Below are 16176 nucleotides of genomic sequence, written 5' to 3'. Positions count from 1 at the left end.
CCGCGATGCGGTGTTCAGGCGGCGGCCGAGACCGGCTTGAGCGAGCGGGCAACCAGTGCGCCAAAGGCTTCGACCGGCGCTTGCAGGTTACCCAGGAAGCGCGGGTAGAACAGCCACAAGTCCATCACCGGCTTGAAGTCCTTGAGCGGCAACGCCACCAACTGCTCGCGGTGCGCGCTTCGTTCCAGCAACGGCCTGGGCACCAGGCCAAGCCCCATGCCATCGGCCACCAGCCCCAGTTGCAGCTCGGTGCCGAAGGTTTCCAGATTGACCTTCATGCTCAGGCCCTGATCGGTCAGCGTGCGCTGCAAACCTGCACGAAAGCCGCAACCGTCCGGATTCAGCACCCAGCCCTGCTCATAACAGTCTGCCAGCTTGCCGGGCTTTTTCGGCACCAGGCCCTTGGCGCAGACCACCACCAGCTCCATCTTGCCAATCGACTGACCAATGATGTTGTCCGGAAATATCTTGCCTGCCGGAAACAGTGCAGCCGCCGCATCCAGCTCGCCGTTTTCGATCTTGCCGATCAGGTGGCTGCCCCAACCGGTGCTGACCTGAGCACGCAGGTCGGGAAATTCCCCACGCAACTGCCTGAGCGCATCGAGCAGCACCACGTCACCGATGGTTTGTGGCACGCCCAGACGCAGCAGACCGCTGGGCGGCGTGTCACTGGCCACCAGCTCGCGCAACGAATCCATCTCGCGCAGGATCGCCAGGCACTTCTGGTACACCTGAAGACCCATCGGGGTCGGCTTGAGCGGCTTGGTATTGCGGTCGAACAGCTCGACCCCGAGGGCTTGCTCGAAATTCTGCACCCGGCGCGTGATGGCGGGCTGGGTCAGGTCCAGCGATTCAGCGGCGTGGCTGATCGACTGGCAGCGGATGACTGCAACGAACGCATCGATATCATCAATTTTCATTCGGACCGCACATAAAGAAGAGATTAAACATAGGCAAAAAGCATAGTACCAGCAGGCGCTCATGGATAGCCCGAGCGTAGATTTCGCGGATTACCACAAAGAAGTAAAAGACGTTTTCGTTATAACCTAATCATTAAAAAATAGCATATTAAATATCCATATTATGCTTATATCAAACCATTGCCCGGCCTTGATCTGGAAATGGACATGACTCAGAACCGACACCCGGAACGACTCGGGGCCTTTATCGATGCACTCACCGAACTGCTTGGCAGCGAACCGCACGAAGGCGATCTGTTGCGCCGCGGCGGCAAGCTGCTGGCGCAACTGGTCAGCCACGATGACTGGCTGGCAGAAGAGTTCGCCGTACCCGATGCCAATCGCTACCAGCAATTTTTGCTGCATGTCGATCCACAGCAGCGCTTTTCGGTAGTCAGTTTCGTCTGGGGGCCAGGGCAACGCACGCCGATTCACGACCATCGCGTGTGGGGGCTGATCGGCATGTTGCGCGGCGCGGAAGATTCCCAGGGTTACCTTCGCAACGCGCAAGGACGCCTGGAAACCAGCGGCCCGGCGATTCGCCTGCAACCCGGCCAGGTCGAGGCGCTGTCACCGCACAGCAACGATGTTCATCAGGTCAGCAACGCCTTCAGCGATCAGGTGTCGATCAGCATCCACGTTTACGGCGCCGATATCGGCACCGTGAAGCGTGCGGTCTATGACCTCGACGGCACCGAAAAACTGTTCATTTCCGGCTATTCGAACGCCGCAGCCACTGCCCATCAGGATCAGCCAACAGGGAGCCCGACCCCATGACCACATCTGCCACCCGATCATTCGCCGATATTCGCCAGGCCTTGCTGGACCGCCAGGAGCTGGCCTTGGTAGATGTCCGCGAAGAGGCCCCCTTTGCCCAGGCTCATCCACTGTTTGCCGTGAACATCCCGCTGTCGAAGCTGGAGCTGGAGGCTTTCTCCCGCATTCCGCGACGCGACACTGCCGTGACCCTGTACGACGATGGCGAAGGCTTGGCGCAGGTCGCCCTGCAACGCCTGCAGACACTGGGCTACAGCAACGTGAAGCTGCTCGACGGCGGCCTGCAGGGCTGGCGCACGGCTGGCGGCGAACTGTTCATCGACGTGAATGTGCCGAGCAAGGCGTTTGGCGAGCTGGTGGAGCATCACCGCGCCACCCCGTCGCTGGCCGCAGAAGAGGTCAAGCGCCTGCTCGACAGCAATGCCGACGTGGTGGTGCTCGATGCCCGGCGCTATGACGAATACCAGACCATGAGCATTCCCGGCGGCATCAGCGTACCGGGCGCCGAACTGGTGCTGCGGGCACGTGAGCTGGCACCAGATCCCTCTACTCGAATCATCGTCAATTGTGCCGGTCGCACGCGCAGCATCATCGGCACCCAGTCACTGGTCAACGCGGGCCTGCCCAACCCGATCAACGCGCTGCGCAATGGCACGATTGGCTGGCTGTTGGCCGGCCAGACGCTGGACCATGGCCAGAACCGGCGCTTTGCGGCAGTCAGTGAAGAGACCCGCGAAACCGCCAGTGCCGATGCCCGCAAGGTGGCCGATCGCGCCAGCGTCAAACGTGCCAGCCGTGCTGATCTGCAAAACTGGCAAGCCGATGCGTCACGCACCACTTACCTGTTCGATGTCCGCACCCCGGAAGAGTTTGCCAAAGGCCATCTGCCAGGCGCGCGCTCTACACCGGGCGGGCAACTGGTGCAGGAAACCGATCATTTCGCCAGCGTACGCGGTGCGCGAATCGCTCTGCTGGACGACGACGGCGTACGCGCCAACATGTCGGCGTCCTGGCTGGCGCAATTGGGTTGGGACGTGTCGGTGCTCGATGACCTGGATGCAGCAGACTTCAGCGAACAGGGCGACTGGGACGCGCCCTTCCCGACGCCACCGCAGGTGGAGGCGATCAGCGTCGAGACCCTCGCCCACTGGCAGACACAGGTCAACGTGGCGGTGCTGGATTTCACCGCCAGCGCCAACTATGTCAAACAGCACATTCCCGGTGCCTGGTGGACCTTGCGCGCCGACCTCAAACAGGCGCTGGGCAAGCTGCCACCCGCTGACCGTTATGTTCTGACCTGCGGCAGCAGCCGTCTGGCGCGCTTTGCCGTAGCCGACCTCGAAGCGTTGACCGACAAGCCGGTGTTTCTGCTCGAAGGCGGCACCGCAAGCTGGATCAAGGCCGGTCTGCCGCTGGAACACGGCGAAAGCCGACTGGCCTCGCCACGCATCGATCGCTACCGCCGCCCGTACGAAGGCACCGACGCACCGCGCGAAGCCATGCAGGCGTATCTGGACTGGGAATTCGGCCTGGTGGAGCAACTGGGACGTGACGGCACACACGGGTTTTATGTGATTTGAGCGGATAAACGACCATCGTGCCAATGCTCTGCGTGAGGAACGATGGGTGTCTGGACGACCAATCAACTCAATGGAGAAACACCTCGATGCTGCCTTTTTTCAAATCCGCCCGCCCCTTTAAAAGCCTGCTGCTGGGCGCATTGCTCAGCCTGCTGGCAGGTCAGCAGGTGCTGGCTGCCGAGCAGGCGCCGCTGCTGGTCGCCAATCAAAAGTCGCTGCTGAAAATCCTGCTGCAGGTCTCCGGAGAGCTCAAAGACGTGCCTTACGAGATCCAGTTTTCCGAATTCCCCTCGGCAGCCCCGCTGGGAGAGGCACTGAATGCGGGCGCGGTGGATATCGGTGCGCTGGGTGATGCGCCTTATGTATTCGCTCTGGGCGCGGGTGCACCCTTGAAAGTGGTCAGCATCACCCATGCCCAGGGCCGCTTCACCACCGCTGTGCTGGTGCCCAAGGACTCGCCGATCAAGACCGTTGCCGACCTCAAGGGCAAACGCATCGTTACCGGACGCGGTTCCATCGGCCATTATCTGGCGATCCGCGCCCTGCATGAGGCCGGGCTGAAAACCAGTGACGTCACTTTCATCAATCTGCTACCCAGTGAATCGCGTCTGCTGCTGGACAGTGGCGATGCGGACGCCTGGGCGACCTGGGACCCGTACACCACGATCTCCATCACGCAAAGCGACGCGCGGGTGCTGGTCAGCGGCAGCGAACTGCTGAGCAACCACCTCTACCTTGCCGCAACCAGCAAGGCCATCGAAGGCAAGCGCGCGCAACTGGACGATTTCGTTGCGCGTGTGGAACGCGCCTTCAATTGGTCCAACGCCCATCCCGAGGAGTACGCAGCGGCCCAGGCGAAAGTCACCGGCCTGCCCCTGGCGGTGCATCTGGCGGTAGCCAAGGCGACGAAAATGCAACGTACGCCGATTGACGATCAGATTGTCCAGGGCCTGCAAAACACGGCCAACACTTACCTGGCTGAAGGCATCCTGAGCAAACGGATCGACGTTTCGACAGGCTTCGACAAAAGCTTCAACGCATCGCGCGCGCAGATCGCGCAGGCCACCGCCCCATAAACGCTGCGACAAGGACACCGCATGACACTCTCGCCCCTGCGCCCTATCCCGCGCCAGTTGCATAACGCGCCCGAGTCCGACGAGGACTTCAGCAAACGGCTGGCGGAACTGACCGCAGCACTGGCCGAAACCGCCGAGCAATACGACATCAGCGCGCAATTTCCCCATGCCAACTTCCAGTTGCTGCACGCTCACGGCCTGCTTGGCCTGACCGTTCCGACCGAACTGGGCGGCGGCGGTGCCGACTTGCCCCGTGCTCAACAGGTGATCAGTGCGGTGGCCAGGGGAGAGCCGTCGACGGCGCTGATTCTGGTCATGCAATACCTGCAGCATTCAAGGCTGCAGGAGAACCGCAACTGGCCAAGCCATCTGCGCGTGCAAGTGGCCGAACAAGCCGTGCGCGAGGGCGCGTTGATCAACGCTCTGCGCGTCGAGCCCGATCTGGGAACGCCCGCGCGGGGTGGCCTGCCAGGCACCATCGCGCGCCGCACCGCTCAAGGCTGGCGCATCAGCGGCAGCAAGATCTACTCCACCGGCAGCCACGGTCTGACCTGGTTTGCCGTGTGGGCGCGCAGCGATGACGATGACCCGCTGGTGGGCAGCTGGCTGGTTCACAAGGACACGCCGGGCATCACCGTCATTGAGGACTGGGATCATCTGGGCATGCGCGCCTCCAGCAGCCACGAAGTCAGATTCGACAACGTGCTGGTGCCACTTGATCACGCCGTCAGCGTCAGCCCGTGGAGCGCCCCACAATCCGAACTGGATGGATCGGGCCTGCTGTGGATGTCGGTGCTGCTGTCGTCGGTCTACGACGGCATCGCTCAATCCGCCCGCGACTGGCTGGTGCACTGGCTGGAACAGCGCACGCCCTCCAACCTCGGCGCGTCGCTGTCGACCTTGCCGCGCTTTCAGGAAACCGTCGGGCAGATCGATACCCTGCTGTTCGCCAATCGCAGCCTGTTGCAATCGGCTGCCCACGGGCACACACCTGCCCAGCACGCCGGGCAGATCAAATACCTGGTGACCGGCAACGCCATCCGCGCGGTAGAGCTGGCCATCGAGGCTTCGGGGAATCCGGGACTGTCACGCAGCAACCCATTACAGCGCCACTACCGCAACGTCCTGTGCGGTCGGGTGCACACCCCACAGAACGACGCAGTACTGACGGGCGTGGGCAGGGCGGCCTTTGCGGCGCGCAGCAAAGACCATTAACCCCCTGTCAGAGCAGTGACGGCGGTTCGAACGCCGTCACCGGCGGCAGATCCTGGTCCCATTTGACGATGTCCACCGATGCCGTCTGCGCTGCACAGCCCTGTGACAGGCTGGAGGCGCCTACATCTTCGGTGATCACATTCGGGTTGCCGTGTTTTTCCAGGCTGCCCCGTTCGCCGTGCACCAGCGGGTCGAACCAGGCCCCGGTGGCAATCTGCACTACGCCGGGGCGAATGCCGTCCGAGACGATCACCCCGGCCAGAAACGCGCCCCGCTCGTTGAACACCTTGACCACATCGCCATCGACCAGTCCGCGTGCGCGAGCATCCAGCGGATTAAGGGTCAGCGGCTCGCGCGCCTGAATTTTCGAGGAGCGACTGTAGCTGCCGTGGTCGTACTGGCTGTGCAGACGGGTTTTCGGTTGGTTGGACAGCATGTGCAGCGCGTGGGTTGGCCTAGGCTTCTCCAGCCACACCGGGTGACCGGGGCAATCGGCATAGCCAAAGCCTGCGATGCGCTCGGAGAAAATTTCGATGCGCCCGGACGGTGTCGGCAACGGATACGCGTCTGGGTCTTGGCGAAAGGATTCGAGCAGTATGTTGTCGGTGTGCGGGTAGTCTATTTCCAGTACACCTTCACGCCAGAACTGCTCAAACTCCGGCAGGGTGATGCCAAACGTTTCGGCCCGTTGCCGAGACTCGTCGTAGATAAAGTGCAGCCATTCCTGGGCATCCCGGCCTTCGGTAAACGCCTGTGCCACCCCCAGTCGCTCGGCCAGCGCGGCCAGGATCGAGTAGTCGTCACGCGATTCGCCCACTGGCTCGATCGCCTGCTGCATGGCGATCATGAAGCGGTCGGAGGCCGAACTGCCGATGTCATTGCGCTCCAGAGCCGTGGTGGCCGGCAGTACGATGTCTGCATAGCGCGCCTGGGCGGTCCAGAACTGTTCGTGAACGATGATGGTTTGCGGCCGCTGCCACGCCTCCAGCAACCGATTGAGGTCCTGATGGTGGTGAAAGATATTGCCACCCGCCCAGTACACAAGGCGAATGTCCGGGTACGTGCGCTGCTGTCCGTTGTAATCGAAGGGTGTGCCGGGATTGAGCAGCATATCCGTCACCCTCGCGACCGGAATGAAGTCCGTGACCGGGTTGCTGCCTTGGGAAAAGCGCGGCCCCGAGAACGCCTTGCGGCCACTGCCGGTGTTGTTCATGCAACCATACCCCAGGCCGAAACCGGCACCGGGCAAACCGATCTGCCCCAACAGCGCGGCCAGGGTCACCGTCATCCAGAAGGGTTGCTCGCCGTGTATCGAGCGCTGCAATGAATAGGCGACGTTGATCATGGTGCGCTTGCTGGCCATGCGTCGTGCCAGCTCGACAATCTGCTGCGCAGGAATATCGGTCAGCGCCTCGGCCCAGCGCGGGTCTTTCGGCTGGCCATCGGTGTGGCCCAGCAGATAATCGCGAAAACGCTCATAGCCCACGGTATAGCGCTGGACGAAATCCTCGTTGTGCAGCCCTTCGCTGATCAACACCCAGGACAGCGCCATCATCAACGCCGTGTCGCTGCCGGGACGTACCGCCAGCCACTGGTTATGCGTCGGGCCAACCAGATCGTCACGCAGCGGGCTGACATTGACGAACTGCACGCCCGCGGCGGACATGCGTCGCAGCGCGTCGCCCAACAGATGGTCGCTGGCACCGCCGGGGCTGGTCTGCGCATTCTTGGCGGGCAAGCCACCGAACGCGACGAACAGCTCACAATGCTCGGCCAGGTTCTTCCACGAGGTATGCGCCGCCAGCAACCAGTCCATGTTGCCGACGATGTGCGGCATCAGCACCCGCCCGGCACCCAGGCTGTAGCTGTCGGTGCTGAACACATAACCGCCGATGCAGTTGAGGAAGCGATGCAACTGGCTTTGTGCGTGATGAAAGCGCCCCGCGCTGCCCCAGCCGTAGCTGCCGCCAAAAATAGCCTGATTGCCATGTTCGTGCCTGACTCGCTGCAACTCGCTGGCGACCAGATCCAGCGCGACGTCCCAGGAGACCTCGACAAACGGCTCCTGACCACGCAGATCGGGTCGTCCACCGGCCTGCTGAAGAAAACTGCGGCGTATCGCCGGGCGCCTGATGCGGGTCGGTGAGGTAATCGCGTCGGCAACCGAATCGCCTATCGGAGAAGGGTCCTTGTCCCATTCTGCGGGCAGCAGCCCGGCCAACTTGCCGTCCTCGACTTGTGGACGATAAGCGCCCCAATGCAGTGATGTGAAACTCATGGTGAAGGCCCCCGGATAAGCGCAGTGGCAGGCGCTCGGTCAGCGCGCTGCCTGCGCCTGATCGGCCAGCGCTGCACTGAACGACTCGTCAAACACGCTGGCAGCAGGATAACGCTTGGTGAGCCCCGCGTTGTTGAAAAAATCGATGGTCTGCTGCGCACCGGCAACTACTTGTGCAGTGATCGGCACGACCACCACCTGAGCACGGGAAAACCAGCGCCGAGCCACCTCGGCATCGGCCTTGGTCAGCGCGGCCCAGGCGTTGGCATAGCGTTCATTGTGCTGCGGATCGCTGACCGACCAGGCGCGGGCGGCCTGCAGGCGCTGCAGGAAATCGCTGATCTGCGCACGCTTGTCCTTGATCGCCTGATCGTTGGCGACGATGAAGCTTTGCGCAGGAATCAAGCCCTCGGCAGTGGCGATAATCCGCGCGCCCTGCCGCTCCTGTTGAGTCACATAGGGTTCCCAGGTGGCAATCGCATCCACCGAGCCGCCATCCAGCGCGTGGGAGGAATCCAGTGCGCTGAGGTAGCGATATTCAACGGCATCGCGGGCGACACCTGCCTTGTCCAGTGCAGTGAGCATCAGTTGCTGGCTGAACGAACCTTTCCAGATGGCGACTTTCTTGCCCGCCAGATCCGCCACGGTCTTGATCGGCGAGTCCTTGCGCACAACGATGGCAACGCCGTCGAGGTTCTGCCGTGACACTCCGATCACCTTGATCGGAGCGCCCAGCGCGCCCATGAACAGCGCAGGCGAATCACCCAGCAAGCCGATGTCCAGGCTGCCGACGTTCAAGGCCTCGGCGACCGGCGAGCCTGCGGTGAACTGCTTCCATTCCAGTTCGTAAGGCAAATTCTCAAGCACCCCGGCGGCTTCCATCACGGTACGCGCGCTGTAGCTCTGATCGCCGACGATCAGATTGGCCGCCTGGGTATTGAGCGAGGCCACAAGGCCCAACGCCAGCCCCTTCAGCAAGCGTTGGCTCCAAAGGACGAGGGTCGTTGGCACAGGTACGTTCTCCACAGGCATTGGGCAAATCGAAATGATCGGCAACGACCCTAACACCCGAACAAAAATTAGCTAAATTCATTTTTGTTCTAGCCTAAGATGCAAGTTAATCATCAACAGATCGGCCGCCAGCCTGCTTCAAGCTTGCCGATCATTCAGCTCAATGCCTGACTCCAGACGCTCGCGCAGGAACTCGATGAATGCCTGCACCGGTCGCGACGCCTGACGGTGTTGCGGGTAAACCGCTGACAGCGTCAAGGGCTCGGGGCGCAGCTCGTCCAGCACCCGCACCAGGCTGCCGTCGCGCAACGCCGCGCCAACAATGAAGGTCGGCAAATAGGTGATGCCCAGCCCGGCAATCGCCGATTCCCTCAGCAACTCGCCATTATTGGCACGCATGCGCCCGCTGACATTGAGGGTCAAAGGCTTGTCGTGCCCCTGAAAACGCCATTGCGCCTGACGGCTGTGGCCATAGGGCAGGCAATCATGGGTGTGCAGGTCTTCGGGCCTTTGTGGTGTGCCGCGCTCGGCCAGGTACGCCGGACTGGCGCAATACACCCGGTCGATCGAGGCAATGCGCCGGGCGATCAGGCTGGAATCTTCCAGCACCCCGATACGCAGCACCACGTCGTAGCCTTCGCTGATCACATCCACCGGACGATCACTCAGGTCCACTTCCACCGCCACGTCGCGATAGCGCTGCAAAAACAGCGGTAGCAGGCACGCCAGGTGCGTAACGGCAAACGACAGCGGCGCACTCACGCGCAAGGTGCCACGCGGTTCGTTGTTCTGCCCGGCGATGCCCTGCTCCACCTGTTCCAGCTCGGCCAGCAGGCGCAGGGCGGATTCGTAGTAACTCTGCCCCAACGGCGTGACATCCAGACGTCGCGTCGAACGGTTGAGCAGGCGTACGCCCAGCCGCTCCTCCAGTTGCATCAGGCGCCGGCTGACAAACTGCTTGGACAGGCCCAGCTTGTCGGACGCGGCGGTCAGGCTGCCTGACTCCATCACCTGGCAGAACATGCGCATGTCTTCGAAAGGGTTCATATGTTGCGACCTGATCAAGCGCTAATGGCGTTCGACAGAGCGTAACGCAGCGCTGGGTACTGTCAACCTCAGCGAGACAGTTATTCATATTTCAGCTACTTATTGCGACAGTCGATAAGCCGTACTCTTGCTCCTACGTGATCGATTGCTGAATGTGCAGCGTCGATAGATGGAGAAAGAATCATGCTGACTCTTCGCAAAGCCTCTGATCGTGGTGCAGCCGACCACGGCTGGTTGAAATCCTTTCACACCTTTTCCTTTGCCGGCTATCGCAATCCGCAGGAACAGGGTTTTTCCGACCTGCTGGTGATCAACGACGACCGTGTCAGTGCAGGCAAAGGCTTCGGTCAGCATCCTCACCGGGACATGGAGATCTTTTCCTATGTGCTGGAAGGCGCGCTGGAACACAAGGATACACTGGGCACTGGCTCGGTGATTCGCCCTGGCGACGTGCAGTTGATGAGCGCCGGCACGGGTGTGGCACACAGCGAGTTCAACCATTCGCAGACCGAGGGCGTGCATTTTCTGCAGATCTGGATCGTGCCGAATGTTGCAGGCGCGGCGCCCGACTATCAGGAGAGGCATTTCAGCCCAGAGCAGAAACGCGGCCGCTTGCAGCTGATCATTTCGCCCGAAGGCGAGAACGGTGCGCTCAAGGTGCGCCAGGACGCTCGAGTGTATGCCGGTCTGTTCGATGGCGATGAAAGCGCGACCCTGAAGCTGGCAGCCAACCGCTATGCCTACGTACACGTTGCCCGTGGCAGTGTGGTGCTCAACAGCGAGCAACTGGGTGAAGGGGATGGCGTGCGTGTACGCGACGAACAGATTCTGAGCCTGAGCGCAGGGGTTGACGCAGAGGTGTTGGTGTTCGACATGCGAGCAAACGAATTGCCGCAGATGCCTCGAGCCTGAAATGAAAAAACGCCGCTCTTAGAGTGGCGTTCCTTTATATAACGTTAAAACATCTGGCTTAAAACGCACAAACAAAAACGCCGCTCTGTTGAGCGGNNNNATGGCGTCCCCTAGGGGACTCGAACCCCTGTTACCGCCGTGAAAGGGCGGTGTCCTAGGCCACTAGACGAAGGGGACACTGCCTGAAACACAATGGTGTGTGTTTCAGTTCCAGACATCATCCGAAGACGTGTTCTGGTTTCACTCAACCCTGCCCTAAGGCAAAGCTGCTTAAAATTGGAGCGGGAAACGAGACTCGAACTCGCGACCCCGACCTTGGCAAGGTCGTGCTCTACCAACTGAGCTATTCCCGCAATTATGGCGTCCCCTAGGGGACTCGAACCCCTGTTACCGCCGTGAAAGGGCGGTGTCCTAGGCCACTAGACGAAGGGGACACACGTACAACATTCACTACTTATTTGCGCTACGCTGTGTGCTTTACGCTGTAAGTGGCGCGCATTCTATGGATGGATTGAGGGGTCGTCAACCCCCATGTGAAAATTTATTGAAATCAATAACTTCGATGCCGTTCTGACGCTGACCGGCTGTCGCCGGGCGCCCGGCTGATCAATCTCCCCTAATCTATATAGAAGAGATGCCGACAAACTCCGAGAGGGACATCTATGCGCAGTAGTGCTTAGCCACTACACTCGCACTAAAACTAATTGAACGAATGAGGTTTGCACAGTGACTCCACTCATGATCACGCTGATGGTAGTAGCAGGTATCGCACTGCTCATCGCGATCGGCTACCTGAATCACGTCGCTGAAAACGGCAAACTGGAGAAGGCTCGCACCAAGGTCGAACTCGGGGATCGCCTGCGTCGCTGCAGCGAGATCACCGAAGTGTTCCCGGGTCAGCTGATGTCACCCGCCTTGAAGCTGTTGCTGACGCGGCTGGAGCTGAACGTTGTACAGCGCATGCTGAACATGGAGAAAGGCAACGCTCAGCTCAAGCACCGCATCGGCGAACTGGAACAGCAGATTGCCAAGGGCGAAGGCATCGACATACCCAACCCGGTCACACCGATCCAGACCGAAGCCAAGGCCAAGGACGTGCGTTTTCTGCTGGAAGCCCTGCACGGTCAGGTGACGCGCGCTGCACATGACGGTTTCCTGCAGACCAGCGAAGCGAAACACTGGATCCGTGAAATCCGCACGATTCTGGTCAATCTGCACATCGAGTTCTTCAACAACCTTGGCCAGACCGCACTTTCTCAGGATCAGCCAGGCCAGGCACGTCTGGCGTTCGAGCGCGGCGTACAGTATTTGCGCAACCAGCCGGACCCGGTTACTTATCAACAGCAGCTGCTGGCGATGGAAAAACAACTGGCCCGTGCCAACTCGGTAGTGCTGACCAACACCGCACCGACCGAAGACGACGACAACGCACTGACCGAAGGCCTGAAGCAGGACGACACCGAGTCGGAATGGAAGAAGAAAGTCATCTACGATTGNCAGGCCGACTGGCTCAGCAGTCGGTCGATGCCAGAAAGATAGCCGCGAGACGCTCGATCCCTGCCTGATCCCCCTCCTTGAAACGCCCCACGCTTGGACTGTCCAGGTCCAGAACGCCGATCAGACGCCCGTCCTTGATCAATGGCACCACCAACTCGCTGTTCGATGCGCTGTCGCAGGCAATGTGTCCGGGAAACTCGTGAACGTCCTCAACGCGCTGGGTTTGCCGACTCTGCGCGGCCGCCCCGCAAACGCCGCGACCGAAAGGAATGCGCACGCAGGCGATCTGCCCCTGAAACGGCCCCAGTACCAGTTCTTCATTGCGATTGAGGTAAAAGCCCGCCCAGTTCAGATCGTCGAGCTGGGTATAGAGAAACGCCGAGAACTGCGCCGCATTGGCGATGAAATCGCGCTCGTCGGCCAGCAGGGCTTCGAGCTGGGCGGCCAACAGACCGTAGCCGTCCAGGCCCGCACCGGTGTTTTGCAAATCAATCATGTGTGTTGCTCCAACAATTCAAGTCCTACCCAGTAACGTGCAAATTGATAGGCGCAGCGGCCGTTGCGATTGCCGCGCGCGGTTGCCCAGCGAATCGCGGCTTTTTCCAGGTTTTCGTCACGCTGCCACTGCAATCCGGCTTTTTGCGCCAATTGCGTGATCCAGTGTTCGACCACGTTCAGATAATGTTCCTGAGTGAACGGATAAAACGACAGCCACAGCCCGAACCGGTCAGACAAGGCGATCTTGTCTTCGACGGCCTCACTGGGGTGCAGTTCGCCGTCAACGTGCTTCCAGTCAACGTTGTCACTTTCCTTCTCGGGCACCAGGTGACGACGGTTGGAGGTCGCGTACAGCAGCACGTTGTCCGGTGCCTGCTCCAGCGAGCCGTCGAGCACACTTTTCAGTACGCGATAATCGCCCTCGCCCGACTCGAACGACAGGTCATCGCAGAACAGTACAAAGCGCTGCGGCAGCTTGTGCAGTTGTTCGACCACACGCGGCAAGTCGCCCAGATGATCACGCTCGATCTCGATCAGACGCAGGCCGGCCGGGGCGTACTCGGCCAGCAGCGCGCGGATCAAGGACGACTTGCCGGTACCGCGCGAACCCCACAGCAAGGCATGGTTGGCAGGCAGCCCATCGATAAACTGACGGGTATTGCGCCCCAACTGATCACGTTGCAGGTCGACGCCGATCAGATCGGTCAGGCGTGTATCCAGGCTCACCTGCAAAGGCATCAGGTAACCGCTGCGGCCTTCTCGCACCCAGCGCGCGGCCAGTGCCTGCGACCAGTCGACCGGCTCGCGCAGCGCTGGCAGCAAGGGTTCCAGTCGGGCCAGCACGGCGTCGGCGCGCTGCAGAAAAGCATCCAACCGAGAATCCACGGGATCTCCTTATATTTAACTGATTAGTCAGCGGTGCCGATCAGCTATGCTTGGCCGGCACCGGGCACCAGAAGTGGCAGTACTCATGGATATATCGCTCAAAAACAGGCTGTCGTTCAAGCAGGCGCGCCTGGCTGTATCGATCGGCTTCGTGCTGGGGACCTTGCTGAGCCTGTTTCAGATTGCAATCGATTATGCCAGCGAAGACGCTTCCATCAATCGTGAAATCAAGTCACTGCTGGAAATCATTCAGAACCCGGCGTCGCGCATCGCCTACAACATCGACTCCGAGCTGGCCCAGGAACTCACACTCGGCCTGCTGCGCTCCCCTGCCGTGGTCAGCGCCAGGCTTACCGATAACAACGACGCCGTGCTCTCCAGCGTCGAGCGTCCGATGGCCACCGGGCGTTATCGGGTGTTCAGCGACTGGCTGTTCGGCGAAAGCCGGCAGTTTCAGGAAAAGCTGCACCTCAATCACCTGCCCAATGAAACCATCGGCACACTGTACCTGACCGTGGACACCTTCGCGTTCGGCAGCCATTTTCTGCAACGCGCTGAAATCACCCTGCTCAACGGCTTTGTCCGCAGCCTGGCGCTGGCCGGGATTCTGACCATTCTGTTTTACGCGACCCTGACCAAGCCACTGGTGAGGGTGATCCGCGAATTGAGCAGTCGCGATCCGCGCAACCCTGACCAGGGGAAAATAACCTGCCCGCCCTACCATGCCCAGGATGAAATCGGCGTGCTGGTCGAGACGTTCAACCGTCAGTTTGAAACCATGAGCAGCGAGTTTTCCAGGCGACGCGCGGCCGAGGACCGGCTGACCGACCACCTCAACGAACTGGAAAACATCGTTTCGGCGCGCACCAACGAGCTCAAGGCCAGCAACCTGCGCCTGCGCGAGTCCAATGAAGAACTGCAGATAGCGCGCAGTACCGCACTGGACATGGCTCACGCGCGCTCTGCGTTTCTGGCGCACATGAGCCATGAGATTCGCACCCCGCTCAACGGCCTGCTGGGCATGCTGGCACTGTCGCTGGACAGTCCGCTGAGTGCCGAACAGCGCCAGCAACTGATGATCGCCCACGACTCCGGCAAGGTGCTGGTCGAGCTGCTCAACGATATTCTCGACATGTCAAAGTTCGATGCCGGTCACCTGGAGATCGAACGCATTCCTTTCGACTTGGGGATGTTGATCGAGGACACCGCCAACCTGCTGTCGCAGAACGCAGCGCCCAGCGTGGAACTGACCTGCCTGATCGCCCCGGACTTCCCGGCCATGGTCACCGGCGATCCGACCAGGGTGCGACAAATCGTCAGCAACCTGCTGTCCAATGCCCTCAAATTCACCCGTTTCGGGCGTGTGGATGTGCGTCTGACTCACCATCGGGACGCCAGCTCCGGTGAAAACCGGGTGCGCATCGAAGTCCGCGACACCGGCATCGGCATTGCGCAGGACGCGCAGACCCGAATCTTCCAGCCGTTCACCCAGGCTGAAACCGCCATCACCCGCCAGTACGGCGGCACCGGACTCGGCCTGGCGCTGACCAATAACCTCTGCGAGGCCATGAATGGCACGCTGAGCATCCAGTCACAGTCCGGCTTCGGCAGCCAGTTCTGCGCCGAACTGCCGCTGCCGGTGCACGTGGCCGCGGTCACTCAGACCCCGCTCAAAGGCCGGGTGACCGTGGTCAGTTCGGCAGGCAGCGGCCTGGTGGAGCTGCTTGGCAGTCTGCTGCCGTTCTGGGGCGTCGACCTCAAGCGACGCAGCATCGACGATCGCCCGGAAGCCGTGGATCTCGACAGCAGCCCGGACCTGGTGATTACCGACTGCCCCGAGTGCCTGTTCGCGATTCGCCCCACCACGCCCGTGCCGATCCTGCTGGTAACCGCCTATGGCAACTTCATGCCTGGCGAACAGGTCGCCGCCCTGGCCCCGCTGCAACAGCAGGCCCGGCCATTGGCGCGCAACGCGCTTTACCACACACTGCGGCGCATACTGGGTCAGGAAGAAACGGGCCTCAAGGACACACAGGCGCTCGAACACACTGCGCCACGTCTGGCGCGGGTGTTACTGGTGGAGGACAACCCGGTCAATCAACTGGTCGCCAAGGGCATACTCGGCAAGCTGGGTTGTGAAGTGATCATCAGCAGCCATGGCGGCGAAGCCCTGGAACAGCTGGAGCAGGGCCATTTCGACCTGGTATTGATGGACTGCAACATGCCGGTCATGGACGGCTATGAAGCCAGCCGCCAGATCCGCAGCAGTGGCCGCTGGCCGAACCTGCCGATCGTCGCTCTTACCGCCAATGCCATGCCCGATGAACGCGAGCGCTGCAAGGCGGCGGGCATGAATGACTATCTGGCCAAGCCGTTCCGGCGTGCCGAACTGGTCAGCATTCTGGATCAGTGGATACCCATTACCGGCATCGACTGAAGGC

General features: G+C 61.0%; 13 protein-coding genes and 3 tRNA genes. 7 read left to right on the top strand and 9 right to left on the bottom strand.

Features of this window, described 5'->3' with window-relative positions:
- Positions 1-14: 14 nt before the first annotated feature.
- Positions 15-920, bottom strand: a complete 906-nt coding sequence (locus tag AO388_RS26115; protein WP_044309947.1) for a LysR family transcriptional regulator — start codon at positions 918-920, stop codon at positions 15-17.
- Between the two features lie 207 nt (positions 921-1127).
- On the opposite strand from AO388_RS26115, the gene AO388_RS26110 reads away from it, so the two are divergent.
- The 4 genes from AO388_RS26110 (at position 1128) to AO388_RS26095 (ending at position 5607) form a co-directional block, all read left to right on the top strand.
- The gene (locus tag AO388_RS26110; RefSeq protein ID WP_003434491.1) at positions 1128-1736 is read left to right on the top strand and encodes a hypothetical protein; all 609 of its coding nucleotides are present in this window, start codon (positions 1128-1130) and stop codon (positions 1734-1736) included.
- A complete protein-coding gene (locus AO388_RS26105; protein ID WP_058417436.1) occupies positions 1733-3316 on the top strand; it encodes a rhodanese-related sulfurtransferase in 1584 nt (527 codons plus the stop codon). Before AO388_RS26110 ends, AO388_RS26105 begins: the two co-directional genes overlap by 4 nt.
- 86 nt (positions 3317-3402) lie before the next feature.
- On the top strand, positions 3403-4392 hold the full coding sequence (locus AO388_RS26100; RefSeq protein WP_058417435.1) for an ABC transporter substrate-binding protein: 990 nt from the start codon (positions 3403-3405) through the stop codon (positions 4390-4392).
- Between the two features lie 21 nt (positions 4393-4413).
- On the top strand, positions 4414-5607 hold the full coding sequence (locus tag AO388_RS26095; RefSeq protein WP_058417434.1) for an acyl-CoA dehydrogenase family protein: 1194 nt from the start codon (positions 4414-4416) through the stop codon (positions 5605-5607).
- A 7-nt stretch (positions 5608-5614) separates the two neighbouring features.
- Here AO388_RS26095 and AO388_RS26090 read toward each other — a convergent pair whose 3' ends face one another.
- The 3 genes from AO388_RS26090 to AO388_RS26080 form a co-directional block, all read right to left on the bottom strand.
- The gene (locus tag AO388_RS26090; protein ID WP_058417433.1) at positions 5615-7885 is read right to left on the bottom strand and encodes a molybdopterin guanine dinucleotide-containing S/N-oxide reductase; all 2271 of its coding nucleotides are present in this window, start codon (positions 7883-7885) and stop codon (positions 5615-5617) included.
- A 39-nt stretch (positions 7886-7924) separates the two neighbouring features.
- Positions 7925-8917 carry an ABC transporter substrate-binding protein gene (locus tag AO388_RS26085; protein ID WP_177343144.1) on the bottom strand — a complete coding sequence of 331 codons (993 nt, stop codon included), beginning with the start codon at positions 8915-8917 and terminating at the stop codon, positions 7925-7927.
- Between the two features lie 117 nt (positions 8918-9034).
- Positions 9035-9943, bottom strand: coding sequence for a LysR family transcriptional regulator (locus AO388_RS26080; protein WP_054080860.1), 909 nt, complete (start codon positions 9941-9943; stop codon positions 9035-9037).
- Between the two features lie 183 nt (positions 9944-10126).
- On the opposite strand from AO388_RS26080, the gene AO388_RS26075 reads away from it, so the two are divergent.
- Entirely contained in the window at positions 10127-10855 is a 729-nt protein-coding gene (locus tag AO388_RS26075; RefSeq protein WP_058417432.1) for a pirin family protein, read from the top strand.
- 101 nt (positions 10856-10956) lie between these two features.
- Here the strand turns inward: AO388_RS26075 and AO388_RS26070 are convergent.
- From AO388_RS26070 to AO388_RS26060, 3 genes are all read right to left on the bottom strand, one after another.
- Positions 10957-11032 (bottom strand) — tRNA-Glu (locus tag AO388_RS26070).
- A gap of 100 nt (positions 11033-11132) precedes the next feature.
- A tRNA-Gly gene (locus AO388_RS26065) sits at positions 11133-11208 on the bottom strand.
- 5 nt (positions 11209-11213) lie between these two features.
- Positions 11214-11289 (bottom strand) — tRNA-Glu (locus AO388_RS26060).
- 304 nt (positions 11290-11593) lie between these two features.
- Between AO388_RS26060 and AO388_RS26055 the strand changes: the two genes are divergently transcribed.
- Entirely contained in the window at positions 11594-12394 is an 801-nt protein-coding gene (locus AO388_RS26055) for a hypothetical protein (protein WP_058417431.1), read from the top strand.
- Here AO388_RS26055 and AO388_RS26050 read toward each other — a convergent pair.
- Together AO388_RS26050 and AO388_RS26045 are read right to left on the bottom strand one after the other, a co-directional pair.
- Positions 12366-12848 (bottom strand): GAF domain-containing protein, encoded by a 483-nt coding sequence (locus AO388_RS26050; RefSeq protein ID WP_003369796.1) that lies wholly within the window; start codon positions 12846-12848, stop codon positions 12366-12368. The two genes, AO388_RS26055 and AO388_RS26050, sit on opposite strands and share 29 nt — an antisense overlap.
- Complete coding sequence (locus AO388_RS26045) at positions 12845-13735, bottom strand: ATP-binding protein (RefSeq protein WP_003418057.1); 891 nt, start codon at positions 13733-13735, stop codon at positions 12845-12847. The genes AO388_RS26050 and AO388_RS26045 overlap by 4 nt, the downstream gene beginning before the upstream one ends.
- A gap of 85 nt (positions 13736-13820) precedes the next feature.
- Here AO388_RS26045 and AO388_RS26040 point away from each other — a divergent pair, with 85 nt between their 5' ends.
- Positions 13821-16172: a hybrid sensor histidine kinase/response regulator gene (locus AO388_RS26040; RefSeq protein WP_003369790.1), complete on the top strand. Its 2352-nt coding sequence runs from the start codon at positions 13821-13823 to the stop codon at positions 16170-16172.
- Positions 16173-16176 lie beyond the last annotated feature (4 nt).

The organism is Pseudomonas sp. ICMP 10191 (genome assembly GCF_001467335.1).
In the GTDB taxonomy this organism is placed as follows: Bacteria; Pseudomonadota; Gammaproteobacteria; order Pseudomonadales; family Pseudomonadaceae; genus Aquipseudomonas; species Aquipseudomonas cerasi.
Note: the sequence above shows the minus strand (reverse complement) of the source record. Positions and strands in the feature narration are given on the sequence as shown.

What these genes read in the sequence shown, in the direction of transcription:
- AO388_RS26115 (WP_044309947.1), bottom strand. Translation starts at nt 920, where the DNA reads ATGAAAATTGATGATATCGATGCGTTCGTTGCAGTCATCCGCTGCCAG.
- AO388_RS26110 (WP_003434491.1), top strand. Translation starts at nt 1,128, where the DNA reads ATGACTCAGAACCGACACCCGGAACGACTCGGGGCCTTTATCGATGCA.
- AO388_RS26105 (WP_058417436.1), top strand. Translation starts at nt 1,733, where the DNA reads ATGACCACATCTGCCACCCGATCATTCGCCGATATTCGCCAGGCCTTG.
- AO388_RS26100 (WP_058417435.1), top strand. Translation starts at nt 3,403, where the DNA reads ATGCTGCCTTTTTTCAAATCCGCCCGCCCCTTTAAAAGCCTGCTGCTG.
- AO388_RS26095 (WP_058417434.1), top strand. Translation starts at nt 4,414, where the DNA reads ATGACACTCTCGCCCCTGCGCCCTATCCCGCGCCAGTTGCATAACGCG.
- AO388_RS26090 (WP_058417433.1), bottom strand. Translation starts at nt 7,885, where the DNA reads ATGAGTTTCACATCACTGCATTGGGGCGCTTATCGTCCACAAGTCGAG.
- AO388_RS26085 (WP_177343144.1), bottom strand. Translation starts at nt 8,917, where the DNA reads ATGCCTGTGGAGAACGTACCTGTGCCAACGACCCTCGTCCTTTGGAGC.
- AO388_RS26080 (WP_054080860.1), bottom strand. Translation starts at nt 9,943, where the DNA reads ATGAACCCTTTCGAAGACATGCGCATGTTCTGCCAGGTGATGGAGTCA.
- AO388_RS26075 (WP_058417432.1), top strand. Translation starts at nt 10,127, where the DNA reads ATGCTGACTCTTCGCAAAGCCTCTGATCGTGGTGCAGCCGACCACGGC.
- AO388_RS26050 (WP_003369796.1), bottom strand. Translation starts at nt 12,848, where the DNA reads ATGATTGATTTGCAAAACACCGGTGCGGGCCTGGACGGCTACGGTCTG.
- AO388_RS26040 (WP_003369790.1), top strand. Translation starts at nt 13,821, where the DNA reads ATGGATATATCGCTCAAAAACAGGCTGTCGTTCAAGCAGGCGCGCCTG.